Source organism: Viridibacillus sp. KH_047, from assembly GCF_057838945.1.
In genome coordinates, this window is sequence record NZ_CM174479.1 from 3,677,939 (window position 1) to 3,704,888 (window position 26,950).

A 26,950-nucleotide genomic window follows, 5' to 3' on the forward strand; every position below is an offset into this window, starting at 1 on the left:
ACTTTACGCAAAGTTAGCGCAAATGGTGTCTGATTTTAGAAAACTAGACGCCCATTTTATATACCCGATAAGTATCTAAATAAAACAAATTTCCACAAAATATTTCCTGGGTAATGATTATTCTATATGGAAAAATAATAATATACTCTCACAAACTCAACCATAACAAATATCTAGCAATATTGAAAGCATTCCCTCTGTAAGAGTTCAAAAATTTTAGCGTATCTTGTCAAAATGACCGATAATCTAGAAATATTATATTATAATTGGTTTTCCATATAAAACAAGTTATTCAAAGAGATATGGAAGCTGACTTGACCATCCAGAAAATGTTAAGAAAAAATTAGAAACAGATGACCCAATTGCGATACTTAATAAAATAAATAGTAACTGTATTTGAAACACGTGATTCTTTTTAAATACTTTTTCAAACATAATTGCTTGTAATGCATAGAATGAAATCCCTATAAAAAATATATGTGAAATAATGCTAATTAGTGCATTTTGACCAATTGTTGCTGTTATATCCACACTTGTCATCTCCTTTTAAATAAATCTTAAAAAAGCGGGCAGAAAAATTCTGCCCGCATTTCTAATTTATAAAGATTAGATGTTACCCTCTTTAACGTTGATACGGTTCATAGCGCGTTTAAGTGCAAACTCAGCACGCTTGAAATCAATGCCATCTTGTTTACTTTGTAGTCGCTGTTCAGCGCGATTTAACGCTTCTTTTGCACGAGCAAGATCGATTGAGCTTGCTGTTTCAGCTGAAGGAGTTAAAATCGTTACTTTATCAGGACGAATTTCAACAAAACCGCCGCTAACTGCTACTAATTCAGTTTGCTTGTCTGAATCCAGACGTACAGCACCTACTACTAGTGGCGCAACTGTAGGGATGTGACCAGGTAAAATACCCATCTCACCCGTTACAGTTTTAGCAATCACCATGTTGACTTCTGAATCGTATACTGGGCCGTCGGGAGTGACAATGTTGACTGTTATGGTCTTCATATTTTTTCCTCCTCGTCCCTAGTATTAAAGTTCAATACCCATGCTTTTCGCTTTTTCGATAACTTCTTCAATACGACCAACTAGACGGAATGCATCTTCTGGTAATTTGTCATATTTACCTTCAAGAATTTCACGGAAACCTTTAACAGTTTCTTTAACAGGTACATAAGAACCTTTTTGACCAGTGAATTGTTCCGCTACGTGGAAGTTTTGAGATAAGAAGAATTGAATACGACGAGCGCGGTCAACTGTTAATTTATCTTCATCAGATAATTCATCCATACCTAGGATAGCGATGATATCTTGTAATTCGTTGTAACGTTGTAAAGTTTGTTGAACTTGACGAGCAACTTCATAGTGTTCAACACCAACGATATCTGGTGAAAGTGCACGAGAAGTTGAAGCCAATGGATCAACCGCTGGGTAGATACCCATTTCAGAAAGTTTACGCTCAAGGTTAGTAGTTGCATCTAAGTGGGCGAAAGTTGTAGCCGGAGCCGGGTCAGTATAGTCATCGGCTGGTACATAGATCGCTTGGATAGAAGTTACAGAACCTTTGTTTGTTGACGTAATACGTTCTTGTAAACGACCCATTTCAGTAGCAAGAGTTGGTTGGTAACCTACGGCAGAAGGCATACGACCTAATAACGCAGAAACCTCAGAACCTGCTTGAGTGAAACGGAAAATGTTATCGATGAATAGAAGTACGTCTTGACCTTGTTCATCACGGAAATATTCAGCCATAGTAAGACCAGATAAAGCTACACGCATACGTGCGCCTGGTGGCTCGTTCATTTGACCGAATACCATTGCTGTTTTCTTAATAACGCCTGAGTCGCTCATTTCGAAGAATAAATCGTTACCCTCACGAGTACGTTCACCTACACCTGCGAATACGGAGATACCACCGTGTCCTTGAGCGATGTTGTTAATAAGTTCTTGGATTAATACAGTTTTACCTACACCGGCACCACCGAATAGACCAATTTTACCACCTTTAATATATGGTGCTAATAAGTCTACTACTTTGATACCTGTTTCAAGGATTTCAACTTGAGTTGAAAGGTTTTCAAATGTTGGTGCTTCGCGGTGAATTGGATCACGGCGTTCAGTTGTTGGAATTTCTTCCGCTAAATCGATTGTTTCACCAAGTACGTTGAATACACGTCCAAGAGTGATGTCACCAACTGGAACTGAGATTGGAGCACCAAGGTCTGTTACTACTGCGCCACGTTGTAAGCCATCTGAAGATGACATAGCAATCGTACGGACAGCATTGTCTCCTAGGTGAAGTGCTACTTCAAGAGTAAGTGTTTGAGGCTCTTCACCAGGGCGTTTAATTTCTACAGTAAGCGCGTTGTAAATTTCTGGTAATGATGAGTTGTCGAATTGAACGTCAACAACGGCACCCATTACTTGAAGAACGTGTCCTGTTTTCATACTTTTCCCCTCCTATCGTACTTGCATTACAGAAGCTGGAGAGCGCCTATTCTAAGGCTGCAGCTCCACCAACGATTTCTGTAATTTCTTGTGTAATAGCCGCTTGTCGTGCACGGTTATATACAAGTGTTAATGAACTAATAAGTTCGTTTGCATTATCGGTTGCACTCTTCATTGCTGTCATACGTGAAGCATGTTCACTAGCTTTACCGTCGAGCAACGCACCATAAATTAAGCTCTCTGCGTATTGTGGTAACAATACTTCAAGAATTGCTTCACCAGATGGATCGAATTCATAAGATGCAGTTGTGCTTGATGCTGCGATGTCTGTAATTGGCAGTACCTTTTTCTCAGTTGGTTCATGTTGAATGGCACTGACAAAGTGGCTGTAGTACATATAAAGTTCATCATATGTACCATCAGTGAACATACCAACAGCCTTACGAGCGATTTGTTTAATGTCAGCAAATAAAGGTTGGTCAGGTAGACCAATTTCTTCATCTACTACGTTATATCCACGTTTCGCAAAGAATTCACTTGCCATACGGCCGATAGCGATGATAACAAACTCATCTTTAGAGTTGTGTCGTTCATCCATAGCGTTTTTAGCAGTACGAATTACGTTACTGTTATAACCACCTGCAAGACCACGGTCAGAAGTAATAACTAAATAAGCCGTTTTCTTAACTGGACGAGATACTAACATCGGGTGTGATCCGTCTGGAGTACCTGCTGCAATTGCAGCCACAACATCCTGAATTTTCTCCATATATGGAACGTAAGCTTTAGCGTTTGCTTCAGCACGTGTCATTTTAGAAGAAGAAACCATCTGCATCGCTTTCGTGATTTGACTTGTGCTTTTAGTCGATGTGATACGTTTTTTTATGTCGCGTAATGATGCCACTGGTATTTCACCACCTTACCGTTTATTTTATATTGACGTAAAACTATCAGATCTTATTCTGATTTAGCAAAAGTTTTTTTGAAAGCATTTAAAGTTTCTGCCATGTCTTCATCAGATGGAAGTCCTTGAGTAGTACGGATATGATTTAAAACGTTTTTGTGGCTTTCGTCATTTGCATCTAACCAAGCGTATAATTCGTTTTCGAAACGAACGATATCTTGTACAGGAATATCATCTAAGTATCCTTTTGTTAGTGCATATAGAATTGTAACTTGTTTTTCAACTTTAATAGGTTTGTGAAGTTCTTGTTTTAGAACTTCTACAGTACGCTTACCACGTTCTAATTTAGCTGAAGTAGCTTTATCTAGGTCAGAACCAAATTGAGCGAATGATTCAAGCTCACGGAATGCAGCTAAGTCAAGACGTAGTGTACCCGCAACTTTTTTCATTGCTTTAATTTGAGCTGAACCACCTACACGTGATACAGAAAGACCTGCGTTGATCGCTGGACGTACACCTGAGTGGAATAGATCAGATTGTAAGAAAATTTGTCCATCCGTAATAGAAATTACGTTTGTTGGAATGTAAGCTGAGATATCCCCTGCTTGTGTTTCAACGAATGGAAGTGCTGTGATTGAACCACAGTCATATTTTTCATTCAATTTAGCAGCACGTTCTAATAAGCGGCTGTGTAAATAGAATACATCACCTGGGTATGCTTCACGACCTGGCGGACGGCGAAGAAGTAATGAAAGTTCACGGTAAGCAGATGCTTGTTTAGATAAATCATCATATACGATTAATACATGTTTACCTTGTAACATGAACTCTTCTGCCATTGAGATACCAGCATAAGGAGCTAGGTATAATAATGGTGATGGTTGAGATGCAGATGCAGTTACAACGATTGAGTAATCTAGTGCACCGTGTTGACGAAGTGTTTCAACTACGCCACGAACAGTAGATTCTTTTTGACCGATAGCAACATAGATACAAATCATATCTTGGTCTGCTTGGTTTAAAATTGTATCGATTGCAACAGCAGTTTTACCAGTTTGACGGTCACCGATGATTAACTCACGTTGACCACGACCGATTGGAACTAATGCGTCAATCGCTTTAATACCTGTTTGTAATGGTTCGTGTACTGATTTACGATCCATTACTCCGAAAGCAGGGCTTTCGATTGGACGAGATTTTGTAGTGTTGATTGGTCCTAAACCATCAACAGGAAGACCTAGTGAATTGACAACACGACCGATCAATTCTTCACCAACTGGTACTTCCATAATACGGCCAGTACGACGCACTTCATCGCCTTCATTGATGCCTTTAGTTGGTCCAAGGATAACGATACCTACGTTGTTCGCTTCCAAGTTTTGTGCCATACCAAGTACACCAGTAGAGAACTCAAGCAATTCTCCAGCCATGACGTTGTCGAGGCCATGAGCACGAGCGATACCGTCACCAACTGTGATAACTGTACCTACCTCGCTAACTTCCATTGCAGATTGGTAATTCTCCATCTGCTGCTTAATAAGTCCACTGATTTCTTCAGCTTTGATGCCCATGTTTCTCACCTCTCAAATTCTTTATAATTAACCGATTAACGTACGTTTTAAGCCAGCTAGTTTATGTGAAATACTGCTGTCAAAAATTTGGTTACCGATTTGAAGTCGTACTCCACCAATTAAAGATGGATCGATTTCGTTTGTAATATTAAGTGTATTTTTACCCACTTTACGAGCGAATGCCGTAGAAATGCGTTGTGTTTCATCTTCTGTAAGAGGTTGAGTAGTGTATACGATTGCATCTGCTACGCCTTGCGTATCATTAGCAAAACGGATAAACTCTTCAATCACACTTACTACTTCATGAATACGTTTTTTATCAATTAAGACTTTAATTGCATTCACGATGATTGGTTGAACAGAAGCAAATACTTTAGAAACAAGTTCTTTCTTTTCTTTATCTTCTAATTTTGGAGAATCTAAAAGTTGGAATAACTCTTTATTCTCCTCGAAAACAACTTTCACTTCACGTAAGTCAGAACTTACTTCAGTTAATACTTGTTTTTCTTGTGCCAATTGGAACAATGCTTTGGCGTAGCGACTCGCTGCAGTCGATTGACTCATAGAGTTTCCCCTGCCTTCGCAATCGTTTCTTCAATTAGAGCACGATTCTCTTCTACTGAGACTTGTTTTTCAAGAACTTTAGATGCAGCAAGTACAGATAGTGAAACCACTTCTCCACGAACAGCAGCAATAGCTTTCTCTTTTTCAGTCTCGATATCACGCACAGCTGATTCTTTCAAACGCAATGCTTCAGCACGAGCAGCAGAAATAATTTCTTCTTTTTGCAAGTCGCCTTGTTTCTTCGCGTTTTCAACAATCGATTGTGCTTCTACACGCGCTTCTTTAAGAAGGCTGCGTTGATCTTCTAAAAGTTGTTGTGATTCTTGACGGCTCTTTTCAGCTGACTCGATTTCACTAGCAACTAATTCTTCACGTTGTTGCATGATTCCCATCAATGGACCCCACGCCACTTTTTTCAAAGCGAACATTAGGATAATGAAAACTGCTAACGTTACAAGGATATCTCCACCATTAATAAATTCAGCAGAATTCCCTAGTACTAGATAGTCTAAAAACACGATTGTTTCACTCCCTTCAAGAGCTTAGAGTTCAAATCTTATATGATTGAATCTTAGTAAGATGTATTGTCTAAAGGAATATTATGCCTTAAAGACATAAAGGAATGGCGAAGTTTTCCTTTATCAAAAAGTCTCTTCGCCATTTTTTTATAAAACAATTAAAGACGATTATTTGTTCATTACGATGAAAGCTACTACTACAGCGATGATCGGAAGGGCCTCAACTAATGCTACCCCGATGAACATTGTTGTTTGAAGAACGCCACGTGCTTCTGGTTGGCGAGCGATACCTTCTACTGTTTTTGAAACGATCATACCATTACCAATACCTGCACCAAGTGCACCTAAACCGATTGCGATTGCTGCTGCTAATAAACCAACTGAACCTACCATTGAAATTTTTCCTCCTTGGAAATATAAAGTTTTTTGTGTGTCAGCTACTTAACTTATTAAATTAAGCATTTTATACTTAATGGTCTTCGCTCACTTTGTGAGACATGTAAACCATTGTTAACATAACGAAAATAAATGATTGGATTGCACCGATAAAGATCGAGAAACCTTGCCAAATCATTGTTGGAACTACCGCTGCGAAGAAACCAAATCCTCCCCAAAGCGTTCCCATACCTGCAAGTAATCCTAAAAGAATCTCACCTGCATAGATGTTACCGTAAAGACGTAGACCAAGAGTTAACGTATTTGCGAACTCTTCAATAATCTTCAATGGGAATAAGAAAGCCATCGGTTGAGCGAAACTTCCAAGATACCCTTTGAATCCTTTCGCTTTAACACCATAGTAGTTAGATAATACAATTATCATAACAGCAAGTGTCATAGTGACGATTGGATCTGCTGTTGGTGATTTCCACCATAATTCTCCATGAATTACGACTGAGAACGGAAGACCAAGCATATTCGCAACGAAGATGAACATAATCAGCGTGATTCCAAGTATATGGAACTTACCACCTGTTTTCCAGTCCATGTTGCTGCCAATAATATTCTTTACGAAGTCCATAACCCACTCCATAAAGTTTTGCATGCCTGTTGGTTTTAATTTTAAGTTTCGTGTCGAAACGAAAGCAATTAAGAAAACTATTAACGCTGCTACCACTAACATTAAAACATTACCTGGGTTAAATCCTAGTCCCCACAATTCAAAATGTGGATTTTCATGTTGCACTTTGCATTCACCTCTCTTTCAAATGCGCTTATTGGTATTTTACATGAAATACGATCCTGTCTACTAAAAGCAGAACGTACGGAATCATTAGCCCAATGACCGTGCTAATTAAATGAAAATACTTTGGCAACATGGTAGCAACCGCTACTGCAGCAATACCTGATGCAAAGCGAAAAGCCGAACCTAGTGATGCCACTTTCTTTCCTTCGTTAATAGAGCGATCAAATCGTTCCATTCTTCGGACTAGAATCCAAAAGTTATATTGACCAAAAAGCGCACCTAATGCGAGACCAGCGAATACTGTTTGATATGGCGTAAAAGCCCATCCTAACGCACAAAATGCGAGCAAAAAAAATAGCATTCTTTTCTGCTTAGCAAAAATCTGATGCAATTCTAGCATTGGTCTTTGATCTCCTGAATCTTATTTTCGAATGACGGAAGTAATAGCTGACCACCGGTTGGATGCCGGATAAGTAGTCATTTAAAACTACTAGCGGGGGCGGAAGCCGTAATCTACTCTCATAAAGAGATGAATCGGAATCCATATTAAATGTGAGAGATAAGCTTTTAATGGAGAACCACCGCATATAAGGACACCAAAAATGATGCACAATACCGTATAATTTTACAAATTATGCCCAAACTGTAAGACTAGCAAAACTTGATAACTCAAGTAATTGTAGATTGTTTACAGTTAAGAAACCCTTATCATTCTTACCCTTAGTTAGCATACAATAGTGAATATTTCATGTCAATTGGTTAGAGTGAAAAACTTCACAAAGGTGGAAATCTTGTCAAATTGTCGACAAATTTACAACAATATTGACTTAAGTTAGTTTATCATCTATTTATAGACAGAAATAGAACTACCTTACAAATTGCTTATAACAGGTCATAAGGTAGTTTTTATTCAATATATTATTGATTTCACTTTTCCAAATAGGTCAGTAAAGCTTCGACAATTCTTTTTGAGGCAAACCCGTCGCCATATGGATTTGAAGCATGAGCCATAGCATTATACGTATTTTCTTCTATTAAAAGCTCTTTTGCTAAGCGATAAATAGTTTCTTCTTCCGTACCAGCTAATTTCAAAGTACCTGCTTCAATTCCTTCGGGACGTTCTGTCGTATTACGAAGAACAAGAACCGGCTTCCCTAGAGAAGGCGCTTCTTCTTGAACACCACCTGAGTCTGTTAAAATCATGTATGATCTAGCAGCGAGATTATGGAAATCAAAAACCTCAAGTGGTTCGATCAAATGAACTTTCGCTTCGTCTCCAAGTATTTCATTGGCAATTTCGCGGACAGCTGGGTTCATATGAACGGGATAAACAACTTGTATATCACTATGCTCTACTAATAGTCTTTTTATAGCTTTAAACATATGGCGCATTGGTTCGCCTAGATTTTCTCTGCGATGTGCAGTTAGTAAAATCATACGATCTTGTCCAATTTGTTCGAGCACTGGATGACTGTAGGATGTGTTAACAGTTGTTTTTAATGCATCAATTGCAGTATTACCTGTAACTACAATCGTGCTATTTGCTTTATTTTCTTTCAATAGGTTTTGTTTAGACTGCTCAGTTGGCGCAAAATGAATATCTGCCATAATACCCGTAAGCTGACGATTCATCTCTTCTGGATATGGGGAGTATTTGTCACCTGTTCGAAGTCCAGCTTCAACGTGACCTATTGCAATTTGGTTATAAAAGGCTGCGAGGCTTGCGATAAATGTTGTGGTCGTATCCCCATGAACCAATACGATGTCCGGTTTAGCTTGTTTCATCACTTGGTCTAAACCTTCTAGCCCTCTAGTTGTGACATCAACAAGTGTTTGGCGATCCTTCATGATGTTCAAATCATAATCTGGCGTAATTTTGAATGTATCCAGCACTTGGTCGAGCATTTGTCGATGTTGCGCTGTCACTGTCACAATTGTTTCGATTTGATCTGAATGTTTTTGTAATTCTAAAACGAGGGGAGCCATTTTAATGGCCTCTGGTCTTGTTCCAAAAATAGTCATCACTTTCCATTTTTTACGCAATGACCTTGCACCACCTTAACATTATTTTGTACCGAATAAACGGTCTCCAGCATCACCTAAACCAGGAATAATATAACCATGGTCGTTTAATTTTTCGTCAAGTGCAGCGATATAAATATCGATTTCTGGGTGCTCATCATGAATCGCTTTTACACCTTCAGGAGCTGCGATTAAGCACATGAATTTAATGCTTTTAGCGCCACGTTTTTTCAAAGAGTTAATTGCTTCAATTGCAGAACCACCAGTTGCTAACATTGGATCAACGATGATGAAATCACGTTCTTCTACATCAGCAGGAAGTTTTGCATAATACTCGATTGGTTTTAAAGTTTGTGGATCACGATATAATCCGATATGACCTACTTTTGCAGCAGGGATTAGTTTTAATACTCCATCTACCATACCGATACCAGCGCGTAGAATTGGAACAATAGCCATTTTCTTACCTGATAATACTTTTGTTTTAGCTGTTGTTACTGGTGTATCAATTTCAATTTCTTCTAATGGTAAATCACGAGTGATTTCAAATGCCATAAGTGTTGCTACTTCGTCTACAAGCTCGCGGAATTCTTTCGTTCCTGTATTTTTGTCACGAATGTATGTTAGCTTATGTTGAATTAGTGGATGGTCAAATACGTATACTTTACCCAATGTGTTCCTCTCCCTACTTTTATTTATCTTGATTATTATAACAGAAAAACGCAGTTTGACTATGAGTCCGTTGCGTTTTTTTAATTTGTAATATTTCGCCGAGTAATTCATCTGCTCGTTCTAGTGTTAATGGCTTATTAAAATAGTAAGCTTGTCCAATTACTTCACTTAACCGCTTTATAATCACTTTTTTTGAGAATGTTCCAACATCTTCGAAGACCGATAAAACGAAGGAATTATAAACTAATTTAATAATCGTACGGAAAATTACAAAGGTACTAAGTACATACATTACATATTATCAATTACGCTGCAATATATTTTACATTTTTGTGAATGACGAATCCTGTAAATAGTTGCATGATAAAATGCTGTTCAAATAATTATCATAGATGTTTCAAAACTATATGATTTTAGACTCTTATAATTGCCTTAGCTATATTAAAATCTTCTCATAGTAAACAAAGTGGACTCTATTTTAGAAATCAAGTATTAAAAAAGCTACTTTTGAATGAACAAAAGTAGCTTCGACTATTATTATAGTTTTTTATCTATTAAATTATACGTAAAGTGGATGTTTAGTAGTTAATGCTGCAACACGTTTTTGTGCTTCAACTTTAATCACTTCATCTTCTGGGTTTTTAAGAACAGCTGCAATGATTGAAGCAACTTCTTTCATATCATCTTCTTTGAAACCACGAGAAGTAACTGCAGCTGTACCAACACGAACTCCTGAAGTTACGAATGGACTTTCAGTTTCGTAAGGAATCGTGTTTTTGTTTGCAGTAATTTGTACTTCATCAAGTAATGCTTCTGCAACCTTACCAGTTAACCCCATAGAACGTACATCTAATAATAGTAAGTGGTTATCTGTTCCACCTGATACTAATTTAATGCCTTCAGCTTGAAGTGCTTCACCGAATGCTTTTGCGTTCTTCACAACTTGTCCAATGTATTCTTTGAATTCTGGTTGTTGTGCTTCACCGAACGCTACTGCTTTACCAGCGATGACATGCATTAAAGGACCACCTTGGATTCCTGGGAAGATCGATTTATCGATTTTTTTGCCAAACTCTTCTTTACAAAGAATAAGTCCACCACGAGGTCCACGTAAAGTTTTGTGTGTTGTAGACGTTACGAAATCAGCATATGGTACTGGGTTTGGATGTTCACCAGCAGCAACTAAACCTGCGATGTGCGCCATGTCTACCATGAAATACGCGCCTACTTCGTCAGCAATTTCACGGAATTTAGCAAAGTCAATTTGACGAGGATATGCAGATGCACCTGCAACGATTAACTTTGGTTTATGCTCAAGCGCTTTTTGACGAACATCTTCATAGTCAATTACATTTGTATCTTCTGTTACGCCATACTCTACGAAATTGTATTGAACGCCTGAGAAGTTTACAGGGCTACCGTGAGTTAAGTGTCCACCATGAGATAAGTTCATACCTAATACAGTGTCGCCTTGCTCAAGGATTGTGAAGTATACAGCCATGTTCGCTTGTGCACCTGAGTGTGGTTGAACGTTAGCATATTCTGCGCCGAAAATTTCTTTTAGACGGTCACGTGCGATGTTTTCAACTACATCCACGTGTTCACATCCACCGTAATAACGTTTACCAGGATAGCCTTCAGCATATTTGTTTGTTAGTACTGAACCTTGTGCTTCCATTACTGCTTCAGAAACGATATTTTCAGATGCAATCAATTCAATATTAGCTTGTTGACGTGCTTTTTCGGCTTCCATTGCTTCAAATACCGCTGTGTCTAGTGCTGCAAGTTTGATCATTATACATATTCCCCCTGTAATCTATTCTTTTTTATATACTGCTCTTTCGCCACCAATTAATTTGGGGCGTGTTATCGCAACTGTCACAACTGCCTCACCTATATGGGTTACGGAAGTACGAACAGGAACTGCCACTCTTTTTAAGTGCATACCAATTAATGTTTGACCGATATCTATACCAGCATGTGCTTGTATTTCTTCCACAACGACCGGATCTGTAAGCTGATTATATACGTAAGTCGACATAGAGCCCCCTGCTGTTTGGGCAGGAATAACTGAAACTGGCTCAAGTCGGTAGTCTTCCGCAACTTTACGTTCTAAAGTTAAAGCACGATTGAGATGCTCGCAACCTTGGAATACTAAAGATAATCCGTGATTTTCAGCAAATGCATGTAATGGTTTGTACAGTGCTTCTGCTATTTCTAAACCACCAGCTGTACCGATTTTTTGTCCTTTGACTTCTGAAGTTGAACAACCAACAACAAATAGTTGCCCCCTACGGAATGTTGCTTGTTGCTCTAACTCAGTAAGAAGCTGTTGTAGTTGATCTGTTATTTGCTGTAAGTTCATAATTTATGACCTTCTTAGTCGTTTTCAATCTCTGCAAGTTTTTCAACGCGACGTTCGTGACGTCCGCCTTCAAACTCTGTAGATAACCAAGTTCGCACAATTTCAAGCGCAAGTCCTGGGCCAATTACACGTTCTCCCATTGCTAACACGTTTGAATTGTTATGGCATCTAGTTGCTTTTGCACTGAATAAATCATGAACTAATGCACATCGAATACCTTTCACTTTGTTAGCTGCGATAGACATACCAATGCCTGTTCCACAAATTAAAATACCTCGATCATACTTTCCACTTGCTACACCTTCTGCAACTGGTAGTGCATAGTCAGGATAATCAACTGAATCAGAGGATTGTGGTCCAAAATCGTCGTAGTTTATGCCTAGCTCTTCTAGCATTGTCATAATCTCTTTTCGTAAATTGTTGCCACCATGGTCTGATGAAATCGCAATTTTCAAATGGGTTCCCTCTTTTCGATAATTTTATTCAACAATAGTTTACCACTTCTAGCTATAGAAAGACATATTTTTCACAGTATTTATATAAAAGCATTAAATATAAACACGAATATTACCCTTGTAATAGCGTTTTTCAGAGACTTTATCGACCAATTACCGAATATAAAACATTGTTATTATGAATTAAATTCGGATTTCAATGGATTTCTCATTGAAATTTCTTTTGATACACAAAATCTGAAAATTCGAGCAAGCTATTATTGAGCTTTAAGATAGTAAGTGTTATTTTAAACTAAAATATACATTCTTTAAAAGTAAAAAACTATCACGATAGCCCTTTTAAGGCTTTCGTGATAGTCAGTATGTACAAATCAATGGTTAGGAGCGGTCAAATTGCAGTATCATTTTATACAGCTCTTCTGACTGCATTTTCAAATGCTTCGATAGTTGATCAATTTCTTCGATTGACCTAGCTTGCTCCTCCGTTACACTTCGAACTTCTTGTGCACCAGCAGATGTTTGTTGAGCTATGGCGGCTACTTCTTGAGATTGATGAGCAGTCGTTTCAATATTATGCAATTGTTTTTCTACAAATTGAGAAATCTCAACAACAGAATCCGCCATTTCATGGACGATTGACGTCATTCCTTCTACAGCATTTGTTGTTTCTGACACTCTCTCTACTTCTTTTACTGCAAAAGCTACTTGAGAAGTCATTTGTTTTACAACATTATGTACATCTGATTGCATCGTTTGGATTAATCCCGTAATACCTTGTACAGCTTCTGCACTTTGGTCTGCTAGTTGACGTACTTCTTCAGCAACAACCGCAAAGCCTTTACCATGCTCGCCAGCACGCGCAGCTTCAATTGACGCATTTAATGCCAATAAATTTGTTTGTGCGGCAATATCTCCAACCAATTGGATAATGCGTTCAACTTGTTTTGCATTACTTTCGAGTTGATGGATATTTCCAAGTGCGTCTTTGTTGCCTGAAACAATTTGTTTTATACCTGAAACAAGATCTTCAATTTTCTTCGTTGTAAATGTTAATTCTTTCATCATACGCTCAGAATGTTTTGAGGATAATTCTGCACGGCCGTTAACTTCCTTAGCTATAACTCGAACATCTTCAAGCGCCTCTGCTGTTTGCTGAATAGATACCGCTGAGTTTTCTGCACCTTCAGAAATTTGCGCAATTGTAAGAGAAACTGCCTCTGCTTGACTTGCTGCATTTTCAGTTTCCTTTGATAAACTTAGAACTGTTTCGTTTGTCGATTGGAAATTTTGATCAATGCTATCTACCATTTTACGGAGATTTTCGAGCATAGACTGAAACGCTACTGCCAGCGCTCTTATCTCGTCATTAGATCTTGGTAAATCTACATCTTCTCCTATGCAGCCTTCTGCTGCTCGGTTTGTAGCAGCCTCTAGATTTTGCAATGGTTTAATAATAAATGAGCTAAATACTGCTGCTAAAATACCAGACCATATAATACCTAATGCATACGTAATGATTTGAAATATTAATCGATTAATATTAGGGAAAAATTGTGGTTGAATATATTCGATAAAAATTAAACTGGTTGAATAAGTGATGATTGCTAAAATTGATACAAATAATACGAGTTGCTTTCTCAATCCAAAAGAATGCTTCACACTTCGTTTATTCATCGTTAGCCCTCCGATAATTTCGTTTCGAGTGCATCAATTAATTTATTTAATTCCTGGAAAGTTTGACGATACAAATGGACATCTCCTCCAAATGGATCTGAAACATCATAAGAGCCATATGGCGCAATGTATTCCTTCAATGTAAATGTTTTATCAGAGATGGATGGAAAAGCCCGCAAAATCATTTCTTTATGAGCTGATGTCATCGTCAAAATAAGATTAGCCCACTCTAAATCCTCTGCTTCAATTTGCTTTGAAACATGTTCTGTAAATATATTCGCCTCTGATAACACCACTTTAGCGTTCTCTGAAATTTCACCACCAGGCATTGCGAAAATACCCGCTGAACGAACCTCAAAATTATCTAATTTCTTTGCTTTTAAAATAGCTTCTGCCATCGGACTTCTACAAGTGTTTCCAGTACATATAAAATAAATATTCATTACGCACCCTCATTTCTCATTATATATCATAGTAGTAATAATGTTCCATATAATTCTTAAGATATAGATAATATCCCCATTAAAAGTAATGCAACGCCCGCTATTATCTGTAACATTATACCTAAATTTGCTGGTGTTTTTCTTTTTATTGATAAAGCTATGTAAGCAAATATAAAAGTTGTTATACCCGTACTCATAATAAATAAACTCTTCTGTAGTTGAAGCATACCAAAAGATACGCTAACTGAAAAGGTATCAAGACTTGCAGTAACTGCTAATAATATAGGAGAGAGATTTGGTGGCTCTTTAACTCTAGCTGATAATAGAAGTTGTAGACCTATCAAACTGAGTAATGCACCGGAGAGCATCTTGGCAATTGTAATTAAATATTGGGCAGCCCATTCCCCTACATAAAAACCGATTAGTGGAAATATAACATGGAGACCGGCTGTCCAACAGGAAAGGGCAAATCGAAAACGAACTTTCGGTAAAATAAGAAATAGGGCGAGTACATCTAACGCTGTAATAACGCCTGCTATTATTTCTTGCACGCAGTTCCCCCTTGCTTTTGGATATCTCTTTACGATATGCAAGGGATGTTCAGCTTTATGCTAGCTTTCAAATGTGTTACTTCACTTTTAAAGAGTATTTATGTCCCAAACTAAAATTACGTATATCTCTTTTTTCTCCTTCATCTATATACAAAAAACTGTTCTCTCTTTTATATAGAAAGAACAGCTTAGTATCAGAAATTAATTAATGGCTTCCACTAGATAAATTCGCCCTCAGTTAATAGTTAATATCTGCTGAATACCATTTACCTCCTGCTGACTTCTCAAGGCGATTCATAATTGCTGCACCGACACCTTCTGCTGAAGTAGTTGTAGCAAGAACAAGATCCGCTGTTGTTGCATCACACGAGCGTAAAGCATGGTATAGATTAACTGCCATCTCTTCATTTGTATCCTTTTGACCAAATGTAAAAAACCAATCAGCTGCTAGGTGGCTTAAATTTTCTGGGGCTAGTAATGCCACTTTAAGTCCTTTTTGATGTAGAGTCTCAAGAGCCATAGCAATTGTTTTTTCTTCTTTCTCTATCAAATAGACGGGAGCATTTGGAGCGTAGTGAGTATACTTCATACCTGGTGCTCTTGGGGCCACACCACTGTTTTGTTCTGTATGTGACGGTTGAGCAACTGGACCAATAACAGCTTCTAACATTTCTTTTGTGACACCACCTGGACGTAGAATAACAGGCGTGTCCAATGTTAGATCTAGCACAGTTGACTCAACACCAATCCCTGTAGTACCACCATCCAAAATCAAAGGGATACTTCCATTTAAATCTTCTTCAACATGGATACCTTCTGTCGGACTAGGCTTACCACTCCTATTCGCACTTGGAGCAGCTACTGGCTTCCCTAATTGTCGGAGTAATTGTAATGCAATTGGATGATCAGGCATACGAATACCCACTGTATCCAAGTTAGCTGTAACACTAGTAGCAAGTACATTTGGTTTCGCCTTGAAAATCATCGTTAGAGGACCTGGCCAAAAAGCTTCCATACAAATTTTTGCTTTTTGCGAAATATGGTCGACATAATTTTCTAGTTCCTCGAACGTGCCAATATGAACGATAAGTGGATTATCGGAAGGGCGACCTTTTGCTGCAAAGATTTTCTTTACTGCCGCTTCATCCGTAGCAACTGCACCTAAACCATATACTGTTTCAGTAGGAAAAGCGACTACCTCTCCATTATTTAACAAATCCACAGCTTGTGCATAACTTTTTCCATTATCCACATTTATATCCACATTCAGACGTTTAGTTTCCATCTCTGTATCTCCCTTCAACCAAGAGTTTTCAGAAAGTTATACACAATTTGTTGATAACTTTGTGTATATTGTGGACAATTTTACAAATATTGTGCATAACCTATTATGAGAAGATATCTTTTAACCATTCCCATATGAAAAACTTCTGTGTTTCCTCTTTTGTTTCTTCTGGTTTTTTTGGTTCTTCTTCGCGATAGCATACTTTTGGGAATAACGCGCACCACCAATTATCCCCCTTACCACTACCAATTGTCACGACAAGTGCATCATAGTAGTTTTGTGGATATAAAAATCCTTCATAACGTTTTGCTGGGAATAATTCTCGTTTTCTAGAAACCTGTATCGATTGCTGACTGAATTTTGCGGATAATTTATTTAGAATTTCTTGCTCCACAACTGCTAGATTCTGTTCCGTTCCCGTTCCATTTGTTTGGACAGCTAGCTGGTTAATAATAGGTTCTATTTCTTTTAACATATCGTGTTTTATAAGTTGATCTTGTGTCGAGTTGCTATTTGCAACAATACGGAATCGCATTTGATCAGCATCTGCAATTGGTGAAGTATCCTGCGTAAACCACTGTGGTAGTAAAAATAAAAGTGTTTGTATAAAAAGCAGAGCTGCAATAAATTGTAGCACTGGAATCATTTTTGTTTTTGTTTCTTGTTTTGGCATTTTAATATTCTTGTAATCTGGTATCATCTTAATCCCTCCCTGTCACAAGGATAGACAGGGTTCAGATGTTTTATTCACTAATCTCGCAAAAAATCATTCTATCTTTTTGATTAATATCTTTTACTACTTCTACTTTGGCTTGAGGAAATTTTTCTTTGAAAAATTTCGCTACTGCCTCCCCTTGTTTATAACCAATCTCTACGCCAATAAAACTTGGTGTTTTCATAAGAGGTGGCAAGTTTTCAGCAAGCTTCCTATACAAAGCTAGTCCACTTTCTTCTGCAAATAATGCACTATGCGGCTCATGTTCTAAAACGATATCAGACATTTCCTTCGCCTCATCAAATGCTATATAAGGAGGATTAGATAACACAACATCCCATTGTTCATGTACTAGAGGTGCTGTTAAATCTCCCTCTCTGAAAATTATTTCGGCATCTAATTGCTTAGCGTTATTCTTGGCTGTCGTAAGTGCTGCAGGGGAAATATCTGTTGCGATTACAGTCGCTTGAGGTACTTCTTTTTTCATCGTTATAGCAATCGCGCCACTACCTGTTCCGATATCAGCTATTTGAATGGATGCTGTAGGTGAAAATAGTTTCTTAATGCGCTTTAGTGCTTCTACGATTAATTCTTCTGTTTCTGGACGAGGAATTAGGACTGATTCATCTACTTTAAAAGTACGACCGTAAAACTCTTCAGAGCCCGTAATATACTGAATAGGGCGACCATTCTTATGTTCCTCAATCATGTCAAAATAGTTTTCCCACTGCGCATCCGTCATCACATCTCGCATGATGATCATTAATCCTGTGTAGGATGTATTTAATGCATGTTGTAAGAGTAATCTTGCAGCTCCTTCTTCTCGACCGTTTTCTAGTAAAAAAGAAGAAGCCCGGTTGAGGGCCTCAAATACTTGTCTCGTCATATTAATCGTTTAGGCTTTCAAGTTTGTTAGCTTGTTCTTCTAAGATTAGTGCATCGAAGATTTCATCTATTTTACCTTCAATAATTTGATCAAGCTTTTGAATTGTTAAACCTATACGGTGATCCGTAACTCGGTTTTGTGGGAAATTATAAGTACGGATACGCTCTGAACGGTCACCTGTACCAACTGCAGATTTACGTTCTGCATTATATTCATCTTGTGCTTCTTGTTGTAATTTATCATATACACGCGCACGTAATACTTTCATCGCTTTATCACGGTTTTTTAATTGAGAACGCTCATCTTGCATTGCAACAACTACGCCTGTTGGAATATGTGTCATACGAACAGCAGATGCCGTTTTATTGACGTGCTGTCCACCCGCACCACTTGCGTGATAAATATCTACTCGGATATCTTTATCAGCTATATCTAACTCTACTTCTTCGGCTTCAGGCATTACAACTACAGTAGATGTCGAAGTATGCACACGTCCTTGTGATTCTGTTTCTGGTACACGTTGTACACGGTGCGCGCCACTTTCGAATTTGAATTTTGAGTATGCGCCTTGTCCGTTAATCATGAAGACAATTTCTTTATAGCCACCAAGTTCTGTCGGGTTAGCATTCATAACTTCAATTTTCCAGCCTTGTGCTTCAGCATATCGACTGTACATACGGAATAATGTATTGGCGAATAGAGCAGCTTCATCACCGCCAGCAGCACCGCGGATTTCCATAATAACGTTTTTACTGTCATTAGGATCTTTCGGAATTAACAAAAGACGTAGATGGTCTTCTAATTTTGTAATTTGCGCTTCTAATTCATTTACTTCTTCTTTTACTAACTCACGCATTTCAGGATCTAGTTTATCCTCAAACATTTCTTTTGCTTCTTGATACTGTTGTTTCACTTCTTTATATTCTCTATAAACTTCTACTGTTTCACTAATATCAGACTGCTCTTTTGAAAACTTCGCTAGTTTTTTTGAGTCGTTGACTATCTCAGGGTCGCTAAGTAATTCATTTAATCGATCGTAACGATCTTCAACGGCTTGTAGGCGATCAAACATTTTTTCACCTTGACCTTTCTTTTGGAAATTTTATTTAAATCAACTTGTGATTAGCTATATGTCGAAATATGCTCCTTCAATAGTATAATGAAAAAGAGCAGCTATCGCTACTCTTTTGAGAATTGAACGTTATTTTTTCTTCATATATTGGTCAATACCATCCGCTATACTATTTGTCAGGCTTTTTAAATATAATGGATCTGCTAATTTTTTGTCCTCTTCCTTATTTGTCATGTATCCCAATTCAATCAACACACCAGGTACCTTCGACCAATTTGCTCCTGATAAGTTATCCCGATAAATAATTCCTTTTATATCTTTAACTTTTTTATTCTTTTCTACCTTTTGTATAATTTCATTAGAGATTACTAGACTCTCTTTATTGATACTCTTTGATATGTATGGATTTTTAGATGATGTTGTTAAGATCGAAAAGCCTTTTTCTTTTTTATTGATAGACCCGTCTGCATGTATCCGTAAAAAGAGGTCCGCTTTGCTTTTATTAGCTATATTGGCACGTTCACGATTACTTATATTCACATTTTGTTTTGTAGGTGTATAAATTACTTTGTAACCACGTTTTTTTAATGTTTTGCCAAGCATTTTAGACGCTTCTAAAGTAAGGATGGATTCTTTTTTGTTTGTATAGGGACTATGCGTACCATCCGTTACTTTATACTTTGTTTTAATTGCTCCCGGCCCAATGGGTTCAACATCAATATTGGCATATTGCTGGTGACCAGGGTCGATGACTATTATTTTCTTACTAGATTTCTTTAATGCTGGTTTTGCTGTTACTGAAGCTGGTGAAAAAATAGTAATTAAGGCGATAAACGAAAACAACATTGGTATAATCTTTTTCATATATTCCCCTTTCCGATAATAGATTCACTAGATTTAATACTAGCATACCTTAATGTTATCGAATCCAATTTTGGTTGTAATGATTATTTTTGTTAATTAAACCCTATTTAAAACATAAAAAAAAGAGCAGCCTTCAAGCTACTCTTACTGAGAAATTGATTTTCCTACTGGCACTACATGGTGATGTCTACAGCGAGGTTCATACGCTTCAGAGGCACCTACTAATATTACCGGGTCATCGATTCCTGCAGGTTGTCCATTAATTAAGCGCTGTGTACGACTCGATGGTGATCCACATACACTACATACTGCTTGTAATTTTGTTACTAGCTCTGCAATTGCCATTAACTTCGGCATCGGACCGAATGGAACTCCTTTGAAATCCTGATCAAGTCCAGCTAATATTACGCGGAATCCGTGATTAGCTAATTGCTGAACGATTTCTACAATATCATCTTCAAAAAATTGTGCTTCATCAATCGCAATTACATCGAATTCATCTGAAATGTGATCCCATATTTCTTTAGGTGATTTAATAGGTCTTGCTATTACTGTTGTGCCATTATGACTTACAACTGCCTCTTCACTATAACGATTATCAATTTCAGGCTTAAAAACCGCAATTTTCTGCTTTGCAAATTGAGATCTACGAACACGGCGAATTAGTTCTTCAGATTTTCCCGAAAACATACTTCCGCATATTACTTCAATCCAACCATTTTGAGTCATTACGTACATGAATTAGACTCCTTTCAACACTTATATCCATCATCATAACGAAAAAATAAAGAGAATACTTCCCTTTTTTTTATATAAAAACTATGTTATGTAATCCACTTACACAGCTTTTTATTTTAAACGAACGAGCTTTATACTACACGAAAAAGCATTTTGGCGCAAGAAAAATACCTGCCTAGCAATTACTTGCCGGGCAGGTATTTTGTATATACGGGTAAAATTATTTAATACCGTATTTTTTGTTGAAACGGTCAACACGTCCGTCAGCAGACGCGAATTTTTGACGGCCAGTATAGAATGGGTGACATTCGTTGCAGAATTCTACTACGATTTTTTCTTTTACTGAACCAGTTGTGAAAGTGTTACCACAAGAGCAGCTTACTGTTGCTTCTTTGTGATCTGGATGAATACCTTGTTTCATGTGTATGATCTCCTTTCGCCCTGAACCATCTGGAACAGAGTATTTCGAACTGTTGCCTTACACGACCCAGATTAGTTTGCCGCATATGCAACACGTTTATTGCAATACTTTATGAAGTATATCAAAAACTATACAGTGTTGCAAGCAAATAAATTATATGAATTTAAATTTTAGTAGAAAACCACTTTACTTTTACAGTAATCCTTTACCGTTTCGAGCAGCTTTCATATCTGAATTTAGCTGTTCAAAAAACTCATCATTCGTTTTTGTTTGACGTAATTTTTTTAGGAATCGTTCTGCAAAATCCGATGAATCTGAGAATGTTTTACGAATCGCCCACAGTTTATCAAGTTGGTCTTTTGGAATTAGTAGTTCTTCTTTACGAGTTCCTGAACGACGAATGTCGATAGCCGGGAAGATACGACGTTCTGCTAGACTACGGTCTAAATGAAGCTCTAAGTTACCTGTCCCTTTGAACTCTTCGTAAATTACTTCATCCATACGAGAGCCTGTATCGATTAATGCAGTAGCTAATATTGTTAAACTACCGCCTTCTTCAATATTACGCGCCGCACCGAAGAAGCGTTTTGGACGGTGGAATGCAGCAGGATCAATACCACCAGATAAAGTTCGTCCACTTGGTGGAATAACAAGATTATACGCACGCGCAAGTCGAGTAATAGAGTCCATTAAGATAATAACATCACGCTTATGCTCTACTAATCGCATAGCACGTTCTAATACTAACTCTGCCACTTTAACGTGATTTTCTGGCAATTCATCGAATGTTGAGCTAACTACGTCTGCTGCTACTGAGCGTTCAATATCCGTTACTTCCTCAGGTCGTTCATCTATTAAAAGTACAATAAGTTCAGATTCAGGATATTTCTCCGTAATTGCATTTGCAATTTCCTTTAAAAGTAATGTTTTACCCGCTTTTGGAGGAGCCACAATAAGTCCACGTTGACCAAAGCCTACTGGTGCTACTAAATCCATAATACGTGTAGATAATTTTGTTGTAGTTGTTTCCAGTTTAATATGACGATCCGGGTATAGCGGTGTCAATGCTGGGAAATGTACACGTTCTTTTGCAGTTTCAGGGTCTTCCCCATTGACTGCCTCAACATGTAACAAACCATAATAGCGCTCATTTTCTTTTGGTGGGCGCACTTTCCCCGTTACTTTATCACCATTACGTAGACTAAATCGACGGATTTGTGATGCTGAGATATAAATATCTTCAGAACTTGGTGAATAATTTATAGGTCTTAAGAAGCCAAAGCCCTCTTGTTGAATAATCTCAAGGACACCTTCCATGAAGAAGTAGCCTTCTTGTTCAGCTCTTGATTTTAAAATAGCAAAAATTAATTCTTTTTTTGTCAGCTTACTATAGTATGAAATTTTATAATCTCTCGCAAGCGCATACAAATCTTTTAGTTTCATATCTTCAAGCTGAGAAATTGTCATTGTCGTCATAGACATAGCACCACTCTTATATAAGTTTTTTTGTATAGATGAATTTGGTCAACATAGATGTGTGAGAATTGCGAGTAAATGAATGAAATGTCCTTTAAGAAGATGCCCGGCAACTGCCGGGCAATTAATATTGAAGTTTAATATTCCATAAATAGATTTGGTTTTTTAGTTAAGCTATGGCGTCCTTCAATGAAACGAACAGTACCAGATTTAGCACGCATAACAACTGATTCAGTTGTACAGTGGCCACCTTTAAATTGAACACCTTTTAGTAACTCTCCATCTGTAACACCTGTTGCGGCGAAGATTGCATCGTCACCTTTAACAAGGTCATCCATATATAATACTTTATTAACTTCGATACCCATCTTTTTGCAACGTTCAATCTCTTCATCATTTGATGGAATTAATTTACCTTGGAACTCTCCACCAAGACATTTTAATGCTACTGCGGCAATTACACCTTCAGGAGCTCCACCCATTCCGAATAGAATGTCTACGCCTGTTTCATCAAATGCCGTGTTAATTGCTGCTGCTACATCTCCATCAGAGATAAATTTAATACGAGCACCAGCATCACGAATTTGATCAACAATATGTTGGTGACGATCACGATTTAATAGAGTCGCTACTACGTCTTCAATATCTTTGTTTTTTGCTTTAGCTACTGCACGTAAGTTATCAATTACTGGTGCATTTATATCAATTTTCCCTGCTGCTTCTGGACCTACTGCAATCTTTTCCATGTACATATCAGGTGCATGAAGTAAGTTTCCGCGATCAGCGATTGCTAATACAGTGAGTGCGTTTCCGCTACCAGCTGCTACGATATTCGTCCCTTCTAGAGGATCTACGGCGATATCGACATGAGGTCCATTTGCATCATGACCTAATTGTTCACCAATATATAACATTGGTGCTTCGTCCATTTCACCTTCACCGATTACGACTGTTCCTTGCATAGGAATGGAATCAAATACTTGACGCATGGCTGTTGTCGCTGCGTCATCTGCTTCCATTTTCAATCCTCGGCCCATCCATCTAGCTGAGGCAATTGCTGCTGCTTCTGTAACACGTACTACTTCCATTGATAAACTGCGTTTCATTTTTAACTTATCCTCCCGCTTTCCAACTCATTAAATGGTTGGAATCCTTTAAAACTAAATCTATTGTAGCACACAGATAATTCTGTGCGACTTTTTTTCAGTTTTATCTATTTGTGGCTATGTTTTCTTGTTCTGAAGGTAGTGACTCACGGCGAATATCTGCACCAAGAGCACGTAGCTTCGGAACCAATGAACTATAGCCTCTTTCTATGTGGAAAATGTCATGGATTTCTGTTTCGCCCTGAGCTAATAAGCCTGCAATGACCAGTGCTGCACCTGCTCTTAAATCTGTAGCAGTAACTGTAGCAGCTTCTAGTTTAGTCGAACCATTAATAATGGCTGTACGTCCTTCTACTTTACCATTTGCCCCCATGCGAGCTATTTCATCAATATGTTTAAAACGGGCAGAATAAATTGTATCTGTCACGACTGATGAACCTTGAGATTGTGTTAATAATACAGTAAAGGGTTGCTGTAAATCCGTTGGGAAGCCTGGATATACAAGAGTTTTCACATCAACTGCCTGAAGTTTTTCAACTTTAGGAATGATGATTCTCTCTTCTTCCTCAATGATTTTGACGCCCATTTCTCGTAGTTTCGCTGTAACAGCTTCTACGTGTAAAGGAATTACATTATCGATTATAATACCATCACCAATTGCTGCGGCCATTATCATAAATGTACCAGCTTCTATTCTGTCTGGAATAATTGTATGATTTGTACCGTGTAACTCTTCAACGCCATCAATACGAATAACGTTCGTACCTGCACCTTTAATCTTAGCTCCCATATTCGTTAGTAACGTGGCAACATCAATAATCTCGGGTTCTTTTGCAGCATTTTCAATGACTGTGCGTCCTTTTGCTTTAACTGCAGCAAGCATGATGTTAATAGTGGCCCCTACACTGCTAACATCTAAATAGATTTTAGCACCTACTAATTCATCAGCTCGTAAATAGATTGCACCATGCTCATTTGTTACTTTAGCGCCTAATGCTTCAAATCCTTTAATATGTTGATCAATTGGGCGTGGTCCTAAATGACAACCACCAGGTAATCCAATAACAGCCTTTTTAAACCGTCCTAACATCGCTCCCATCATATAGTACGAAGCGCGAAGTTTTTTGACATTGCCATTCGGTAAAGGCATATCAACCATTCCTCGAGGATCAATAACCATATGACCGTCAGAAAATTGTACTTCTCCACCAATTTCTTCAAGTAAGGCTTTCAATGTTGTAACGTCTAGAATTTCTGGTAAGCCTTCGATTGTGACGGGTGAATTAGCCAATATGGATGCTGGAATTAAGGCTACAGCACTGTTTTTAGCGCCGTTTACTTTGATCGTCCCTTGCAAACGCTTGCCGCCGTTAATTTTATAAACGTCCATGTAAATCTCCTTCATCTTCGGATATTTCCATTATTATTAACCGTTTTTCTTATTCCAATCCGCTAAGAAACCTTCAATTCCTTTATCAGTTAAAGGATGTTTGAATAATTGAGCTAAAACTTTAAATGGAGTTGTAGAAATATGTGCACCAGCAAGAGCCGCTTCTGTAATATGTTGTGGGTGACGAATAGAAGCCGCAATAATTTGCGTAGGGATTTCATGAATAGCGAAGATTTCAGCGATTTGGCGTACTAACTCAATACCATCTTGACCAAGATCATCTAAACGACCTAAGAATGGAGATACGTAAGTTGCTCCCGCACGAGCTGCTAATAGTGCTTGGTTTGCACTAAAGATTAATGTTACGTTTGTTTTAATACCTTGTTTTGATAGTGTAGAACAAGCTGTTAAACCAGCTGGTGTCATTGGTAGTTTCACAGTAATATTAGGTGCAATAGCAGCAAGTTCAAGACCTTCTTTAATCATACCTTCTGCATCTAATGAAATTACTTCTCCACTAATAGAACCATCAACTAAATCCGCGATTTCGCGTAGACGATCGTGGAATGAGATATTTTGTTCTTTTGCTACTAGTGATGGATTTGTTGTTACACCTGAGATAATACCCCAAGAATGCGCTTCTTTGATTTCTTCAAAGTTAGCTGTATCGATAAAAAATTTCATATTAATAATATCCCCCTGGATGATGGAAAATAGGAGAAGGGCCGATTAATTTAACCGAACACTTCTCCTCATTTCACCTGATTAATTATGCTTTTTGAGCACTTCCAAATTCGTGTATTTTGCCAATAACTGTCGCTTTAATAGCATCACGAGCTGGAATTAAATATTTACGTGGATCATATACTTTAGTGTCATTTGCTAATACTTCACGAACTGCTTTTGTAGCAGCGATTTGGTTTTCAGTATTAACGTTAATTTTAGCTGTTCCTAAAGAGATTGAACGTTGAATATCTTTTAAAGGAATACCTGTACCACCATGTAATACTAATGGTAAGTCAGCTAAGTTTGAGATTTCTTCCATTTCTTTAAAGCCTAAGTTTGGCTCACCTTGATAAGGACCATGAACTGAACCTAATGCAGGCGCTAGGCAATCAATATTTGTAGCTTCTACAAGTTTTTTGCATTCCTGTGGATCTGCATACATGATGCCACCAATTACTCCATCTTCATCGCCACCAACTGTGCCGAGTTCTGCTTCCACAGAAACACCTCTAGCGTGTGCATATTCAACCACTTTAGAAGTGATTTCTACATTCTCTTCGAAAGAATGGTGTGAAGCATCAATCATAACTGATGTAAAACCAGCATCAATTGCTTCTTTACATTTTTCAAAGCTTGAACCGTGGTCTAAGTGAATTGCTACTGGAACTGTAATCTTGTAGCTTTCGATCAGGCCTTTTACCATGTGAACAACGGCAATAAATCCCCCCATGTATTTCCCAGCACCTTCAGAAACACCTAAAATTACTGGTGATTTTTCTTCTTCTGCAGCAAGTAAAATAGCTTGAGTGAATTCAAGGTTATTGATGTTGAATTGACCAACTGCATAACCTTCTTTTTTACCTTTAATCAACATTTCTTTCATGGAAACCAAAGCCAT

Annotated in this window: 31 protein-coding genes; all 31 read right to left on the bottom strand. The window is 37.9% G+C overall.

Annotated features, from left to right (window positions below; translation table 11 throughout):
- Nucleotides 1-288 precede the first annotated feature (288 nt).
- The 31 genes from AC3IS5_RS18005 to AC3IS5_RS18155 all read right to left on the bottom strand — a co-directional run bounded on the left by AC3IS5_RS18005 (nt 289) and on the right by AC3IS5_RS18155 (nt 26,950).
- Complete coding sequence (locus tag AC3IS5_RS18005; protein ID WP_464938070.1) at nt 289-525, bottom strand: DUF1146 family protein; 237 nt, start codon at nt 523-525, stop codon at nt 289-291.
- Between the two features lie 81 nt (nt 526-606).
- Complete coding sequence (locus AC3IS5_RS18010; protein ID WP_489425624.1) at nt 607-1,011, bottom strand: F0F1 ATP synthase subunit epsilon; 405 nt, start codon at nt 1,009-1,011, stop codon at nt 607-609.
- A 24-nt stretch (nt 1,012-1,035) separates the two neighbouring features.
- The gene (gene atpD, locus AC3IS5_RS18015; protein ID WP_038180029.1) at nt 1,036-2,451 is read right to left on the bottom strand and encodes a F0F1 ATP synthase subunit beta; all 1,416 of its coding nucleotides are present in this window, start codon (nt 2,449-2,451) and stop codon (nt 1,036-1,038) included.
- 46 nt (nt 2,452-2,497) lie between these two features.
- Nucleotides 2,498-3,355: an ATP synthase F1 subunit gamma gene (gene atpG / locus AC3IS5_RS18020; RefSeq protein WP_038180030.1), complete on the bottom strand. Its 858-nt coding sequence runs from the start codon at nt 3,353-3,355 to the stop codon at nt 2,498-2,500.
- A 53-nt stretch (nt 3,356-3,408) separates the two neighbouring features.
- Nucleotides 3,409-4,926 carry a F0F1 ATP synthase subunit alpha gene (atpA, locus tag AC3IS5_RS18025; protein WP_053417883.1) on the bottom strand — a complete coding sequence of 506 codons (1,518 nt, stop codon included), beginning with the start codon at nt 4,924-4,926 and terminating at the stop codon, nt 3,409-3,411.
- 27 nt (nt 4,927-4,953) lie between these two features.
- Complete coding sequence (locus AC3IS5_RS18030) at nt 4,954-5,490, bottom strand: F0F1 ATP synthase subunit delta (protein ID WP_489425625.1); 537 nt, start codon at nt 5,488-5,490, stop codon at nt 4,954-4,956.
- A complete protein-coding gene (atpF, locus tag AC3IS5_RS18035; RefSeq protein WP_489425626.1) occupies nt 5,487-6,008 on the bottom strand; it encodes a F0F1 ATP synthase subunit B in 522 nt (173 codons plus the stop codon). Before atpF ends, AC3IS5_RS18030 begins: the two co-directional genes overlap by 4 nt.
- Before the next feature lie 168 nt (nt 6,009-6,176).
- Nucleotides 6,177-6,401, bottom strand: a complete 225-nt coding sequence (gene atpE, locus AC3IS5_RS18040) for a F0F1 ATP synthase subunit C (protein WP_038180035.1) — start codon at nt 6,399-6,401, stop codon at nt 6,177-6,179.
- A 76-nt stretch (nt 6,402-6,477) separates the two neighbouring features.
- On the bottom strand, nt 6,478-7,191 hold the full coding sequence (gene atpB, locus AC3IS5_RS18045) for a F0F1 ATP synthase subunit A (protein WP_489425627.1): 714 nt from the start codon (nt 7,189-7,191) through the stop codon (nt 6,478-6,480).
- Nucleotides 7,192-7,219: 28 nt separating this feature from the next.
- Nucleotides 7,220-7,591, bottom strand: a complete 372-nt coding sequence (locus tag AC3IS5_RS18050) for an ATP synthase subunit I (protein WP_489425628.1) — start codon at nt 7,589-7,591, stop codon at nt 7,220-7,222.
- A gap of 527 nt (nt 7,592-8,118) precedes the next feature.
- Nucleotides 8,119-9,234 carry a non-hydrolyzing UDP-N-acetylglucosamine 2-epimerase gene (wecB, locus tag AC3IS5_RS18055; RefSeq protein WP_489425629.1) on the bottom strand — a complete coding sequence of 372 codons (1,116 nt, stop codon included), beginning with the start codon at nt 9,232-9,234 and terminating at the stop codon, nt 8,119-8,121.
- A 21-nt stretch (nt 9,235-9,255) separates the two neighbouring features.
- Nucleotides 9,256-9,885 (bottom strand): uracil phosphoribosyltransferase, encoded by a 630-nt coding sequence (gene upp, locus AC3IS5_RS18060; RefSeq protein ID WP_427731630.1) that lies wholly within the window; start codon nt 9,883-9,885, stop codon nt 9,256-9,258.
- A 19-nt stretch (nt 9,886-9,904) separates the two neighbouring features.
- Nucleotides 9,905-10,177 carry a hypothetical protein gene (locus AC3IS5_RS18065; protein ID WP_489425630.1) on the bottom strand — a complete coding sequence of 91 codons (273 nt, stop codon included), beginning with the start codon at nt 10,175-10,177 and terminating at the stop codon, nt 9,905-9,907.
- A 267-nt stretch (nt 10,178-10,444) separates the two neighbouring features.
- A complete protein-coding gene (glyA, locus tag AC3IS5_RS18070) occupies nt 10,445-11,680 on the bottom strand; it encodes a serine hydroxymethyltransferase (RefSeq protein ID WP_489425631.1) in 1,236 nt (411 codons plus the stop codon).
- 21 nt (nt 11,681-11,701) lie between these two features.
- Nucleotides 11,702-12,250, bottom strand: coding sequence for a TIGR01440 family protein (locus AC3IS5_RS18075; protein WP_489425632.1), 549 nt, complete (start codon nt 12,248-12,250; stop codon nt 11,702-11,704).
- Between the two features lie 14 nt (nt 12,251-12,264).
- Complete coding sequence (gene rpiB / locus AC3IS5_RS18080; RefSeq protein WP_489425633.1) at nt 12,265-12,705, bottom strand: ribose 5-phosphate isomerase B; 441 nt, start codon at nt 12,703-12,705, stop codon at nt 12,265-12,267.
- A 378-nt stretch (nt 12,706-13,083) separates the two neighbouring features.
- On the bottom strand, nt 13,084-14,379 hold the full coding sequence (locus tag AC3IS5_RS18085; protein ID WP_489425634.1) for a methyl-accepting chemotaxis protein: 1,296 nt from the start codon (nt 14,377-14,379) through the stop codon (nt 13,084-13,086).
- Nucleotides 14,380-14,381: 2 nt separating this feature from the next.
- A complete protein-coding gene (locus tag AC3IS5_RS18090; RefSeq protein ID WP_489425635.1) occupies nt 14,382-14,822 on the bottom strand; it encodes a low molecular weight protein arginine phosphatase in 441 nt (146 codons plus the stop codon).
- Between the two features lie 56 nt (nt 14,823-14,878).
- Nucleotides 14,879-15,373: a manganese efflux pump gene (locus tag AC3IS5_RS18095; protein ID WP_489425636.1), complete on the bottom strand. Its 495-nt coding sequence runs from the start codon at nt 15,371-15,373 to the stop codon at nt 14,879-14,881.
- Nucleotides 15,374-15,611: 238 nt separating this feature from the next.
- Nucleotides 15,612-16,658: an L-threonylcarbamoyladenylate synthase gene (locus tag AC3IS5_RS18100; RefSeq protein ID WP_489425637.1), complete on the bottom strand. Its 1,047-nt coding sequence runs from the start codon at nt 16,656-16,658 to the stop codon at nt 15,612-15,614.
- A 103-nt stretch (nt 16,659-16,761) separates the two neighbouring features.
- Nucleotides 16,762-17,358, bottom strand: a complete 597-nt coding sequence (locus AC3IS5_RS18105) for a stage II sporulation protein R (protein WP_489425638.1) — start codon at nt 17,356-17,358, stop codon at nt 16,762-16,764.
- 43 nt (nt 17,359-17,401) lie between these two features.
- Nucleotides 17,402-18,259 carry a peptide chain release factor N(5)-glutamine methyltransferase gene (gene prmC / locus AC3IS5_RS18110; protein WP_489425639.1) on the bottom strand — a complete coding sequence of 286 codons (858 nt, stop codon included), beginning with the start codon at nt 18,257-18,259 and terminating at the stop codon, nt 17,402-17,404.
- Nucleotide 18,260: 1 nt separating this feature from the next.
- Complete coding sequence (prfA, locus tag AC3IS5_RS18115; protein ID WP_489425640.1) at nt 18,261-19,331, bottom strand: peptide chain release factor 1; 1,071 nt, start codon at nt 19,329-19,331, stop codon at nt 18,261-18,263.
- 129 nt (nt 19,332-19,460) lie between these two features.
- Entirely contained in the window at nt 19,461-20,195 is a 735-nt protein-coding gene (locus AC3IS5_RS18120; RefSeq protein WP_489425641.1) for an N-acetylmuramoyl-L-alanine amidase family protein, read from the bottom strand.
- A gap of 144 nt (nt 20,196-20,339) precedes the next feature.
- A complete protein-coding gene (locus AC3IS5_RS18125; RefSeq protein WP_489425642.1) occupies nt 20,340-20,933 on the bottom strand; it encodes a thymidine kinase in 594 nt (197 codons plus the stop codon).
- Nucleotides 20,934-21,153: 220 nt separating this feature from the next.
- Nucleotides 21,154-21,354, bottom strand: coding sequence for a 50S ribosomal protein L31 (gene rpmE, locus AC3IS5_RS18130; protein ID WP_053417903.1), 201 nt, complete (start codon nt 21,352-21,354; stop codon nt 21,154-21,156).
- A gap of 192 nt (nt 21,355-21,546) precedes the next feature.
- Nucleotides 21,547-22,830 carry a transcription termination factor Rho gene (rho, locus tag AC3IS5_RS18135; protein ID WP_193738341.1) on the bottom strand — a complete coding sequence of 428 codons (1,284 nt, stop codon included), beginning with the start codon at nt 22,828-22,830 and terminating at the stop codon, nt 21,547-21,549.
- Nucleotides 22,831-22,967: 137 nt separating this feature from the next.
- Nucleotides 22,968-23,936: a class II fructose-bisphosphatase gene (gene glpX, locus AC3IS5_RS18140; RefSeq protein ID WP_489425643.1), complete on the bottom strand. Its 969-nt coding sequence runs from the start codon at nt 23,934-23,936 to the stop codon at nt 22,968-22,970.
- A gap of 103 nt (nt 23,937-24,039) precedes the next feature.
- On the bottom strand, nt 24,040-25,326 hold the full coding sequence (gene murA, locus AC3IS5_RS18145; protein WP_489425644.1) for a UDP-N-acetylglucosamine 1-carboxyvinyltransferase: 1,287 nt from the start codon (nt 25,324-25,326) through the stop codon (nt 24,040-24,042).
- 36 nt (nt 25,327-25,362) lie between these two features.
- Entirely contained in the window at nt 25,363-26,010 is a 648-nt protein-coding gene (gene fsa, locus AC3IS5_RS18150; protein ID WP_340707866.1) for a fructose-6-phosphate aldolase, read from the bottom strand.
- 85 nt (nt 26,011-26,095) lie between these two features.
- A complete protein-coding gene (locus tag AC3IS5_RS18155) occupies nt 26,096-26,950 on the bottom strand; it encodes a class II fructose-bisphosphate aldolase (protein WP_390009255.1) in 855 nt (284 codons plus the stop codon).

Excerpts from the sequence above, each read along its gene's own strand:
- rho (WP_193738341.1), bottom strand. The coding sequence starts at position 22,830 with ATGACGACAATGACAATTTCTCAGCTTGAAGATATGAAACTAAAAGAT.
- AC3IS5_RS18105 (WP_489425638.1), bottom strand. The coding sequence starts at position 17,358 with ATGATACCAGATTACAAGAATATTAAAATGCCAAAACAAGAAACAAAA.
- murA (WP_489425644.1), bottom strand. The coding sequence starts at position 25,326 with ATGGACGTTTATAAAATTAACGGCGGCAAGCGTTTGCAAGGGACGATC.
- prmC (WP_489425639.1), bottom strand. The coding sequence starts at position 18,259 with ATGACGAGACAAGTATTTGAGGCCCTCAACCGGGCTTCTTCTTTTTTA.
- prfA (WP_489425640.1), bottom strand. The coding sequence starts at position 19,331 with ATGTTTGATCGCCTACAAGCCGTTGAAGATCGTTACGATCGATTAAAT.
- AC3IS5_RS18155 (WP_390009255.1), bottom strand. The coding sequence starts at position 26,950 with ATGGCTTTGGTTTCCATGAAAGAAATGTTGATTAAAGGTAAAAAAGAA.
- AC3IS5_RS18100 (WP_489425637.1), bottom strand. The coding sequence starts at position 16,658 with ATGGAAACTAAACGTCTGAATGTGGATATAAATGTGGATAATGGAAAA.
- AC3IS5_RS18075 (WP_489425632.1), bottom strand. The coding sequence starts at position 12,250 with ATGAACTTACAGCAAATAACAGATCAACTACAACAGCTTCTTACTGAG.
- atpA (WP_053417883.1), bottom strand. The coding sequence starts at position 4,926 with ATGGGCATCAAAGCTGAAGAAATCAGTGGACTTATTAAGCAGCAGATG.
- glpX (WP_489425643.1), bottom strand. The coding sequence starts at position 23,936 with ATGAAACGCAGTTTATCAATGGAAGTAGTACGTGTTACAGAAGCAGCA.
- AC3IS5_RS18030 (WP_489425625.1), bottom strand. The coding sequence starts at position 5,490 with ATGAGTCAATCGACTGCAGCGAGTCGCTACGCCAAAGCATTGTTCCAA.
- atpD (WP_038180029.1), bottom strand. The coding sequence starts at position 2,451 with ATGAAAACAGGACACGTTCTTCAAGTAATGGGTGCCGTTGTTGACGTT.
- atpE (WP_038180035.1), bottom strand. The coding sequence starts at position 6,401 with ATGGTAGGTTCAGTTGGTTTATTAGCAGCAGCAATCGCAATCGGTTTA.
- AC3IS5_RS18085 (WP_489425634.1), bottom strand. The coding sequence starts at position 14,379 with ATGAATAAACGAAGTGTGAAGCATTCTTTTGGATTGAGAAAGCAACTC.
- AC3IS5_RS18010 (WP_489425624.1), bottom strand. The coding sequence starts at position 1,011 with ATGAAGACCATAACAGTCAACATTGTCACTCCCGACGGCCCAGTATAC.
- AC3IS5_RS18090 (WP_489425635.1), bottom strand. The coding sequence starts at position 14,822 with ATGAATATTTATTTTATATGTACTGGAAACACTTGTAGAAGTCCGATG.
- AC3IS5_RS18125 (WP_489425642.1), bottom strand. The coding sequence starts at position 20,933 with ATGTACGTAATGACTCAAAATGGTTGGATTGAAGTAATATGCGGAAGT.
- rpmE (WP_053417903.1), bottom strand. The coding sequence starts at position 21,354 with ATGAAACAAGGTATTCATCCAGATCACAAAGAAGCAACAGTAAGCTGC.
- AC3IS5_RS18050 (WP_489425628.1), bottom strand. The coding sequence starts at position 7,591 with ATGCTAGAATTGCATCAGATTTTTGCTAAGCAGAAAAGAATGCTATTT.
- fsa (WP_340707866.1), bottom strand. The coding sequence starts at position 26,010 with ATGAAATTTTTTATCGATACAGCTAACTTTGAAGAAATCAAAGAAGCG.
- glyA (WP_489425631.1), bottom strand. The coding sequence starts at position 11,680 with ATGATCAAACTTGCAGCACTAGACACAGCGGTATTTGAAGCAATGGAA.
- AC3IS5_RS18120 (WP_489425641.1), bottom strand. The coding sequence starts at position 20,195 with ATGAAAAAGATTATACCAATGTTGTTTTCGTTTATCGCCTTAATTACT.
- AC3IS5_RS18065 (WP_489425630.1), bottom strand. The coding sequence starts at position 10,177 with ATGTATGTACTTAGTACCTTTGTAATTTTCCGTACGATTATTAAATTA.